General features: G+C 56.7%; 1 pseudogene. It reads right to left on the bottom strand.

What is annotated here, in order from left to right:
* A pseudogene (locus tag OKC40_RS22780) lies at nucleotides 1-574 on the bottom strand (J domain-containing protein); the annotation flags it as partial.
* Nucleotides 575-668: the final 94 nt, after the last annotated feature.

The raw sequence follows: 668 nt of genomic DNA on the forward strand, positions 1-668 counted from the left end.
CGTCGTCCCACTCATGCTCATCACCGCCCTGTTTTTGGGCCTGGGCTTGCATATAGTCGCGCAGCTTCTCGGGATTTCTGACCATCTCGCGCAGCAGCTCGATATCATCGGGGCTCTCGCCAAACGCCTCTTGCAGCATGTCAGTGATAAAATCGCAGCTCGCCTCGAGCTGATCATCATCGAGCTGGCTGACGCTGCCCGCTTGCACCGCCATATAGAGTGACTCCAGATCCAGCTCCCCCCGAAACGGGTTGGATTCAAGATACCCCATCAATTCATCAATCCAGCCATGGAGCATCTCGCGCTGCCACTGGGTAAAACTTTTGCGGGCGGTGAAACCGGCCAGCCGCTGGCAAAGCTGAAAAATCAGCCCACACTGCTCACGCTCCAGAGGCTCAATGTCGCTGACAAAGCGCTGATAGATATCCGCCCCCTCTTGCTCCTGTTTGGCCAGCTTGGCCTGCAGCTTTTCGATGGCCTGCCACTGGCGATGAAAATAGGCAAGGGCCGGACTCTCGTGGCGCGGCTCGGCTTTTTTTCGCTTGGCCGAGGTTTTACTCTTGGTCAGTGACATGAAAACTCCAAATGAAAACGGGATAGTTGGCTACCGTGGCCACGGCAGATTATCAGAGGGGAGGAGATGCGCCTATCCTCGCGGTCTGCTGCCG

Source organism: Aeromonas sp. QDB11 (genome assembly GCF_027705265.1).
GTDB classification, from domain to species: Bacteria; Pseudomonadota; Gammaproteobacteria; order Enterobacterales; family Aeromonadaceae; genus Aeromonas; species Aeromonas allosaccharophila.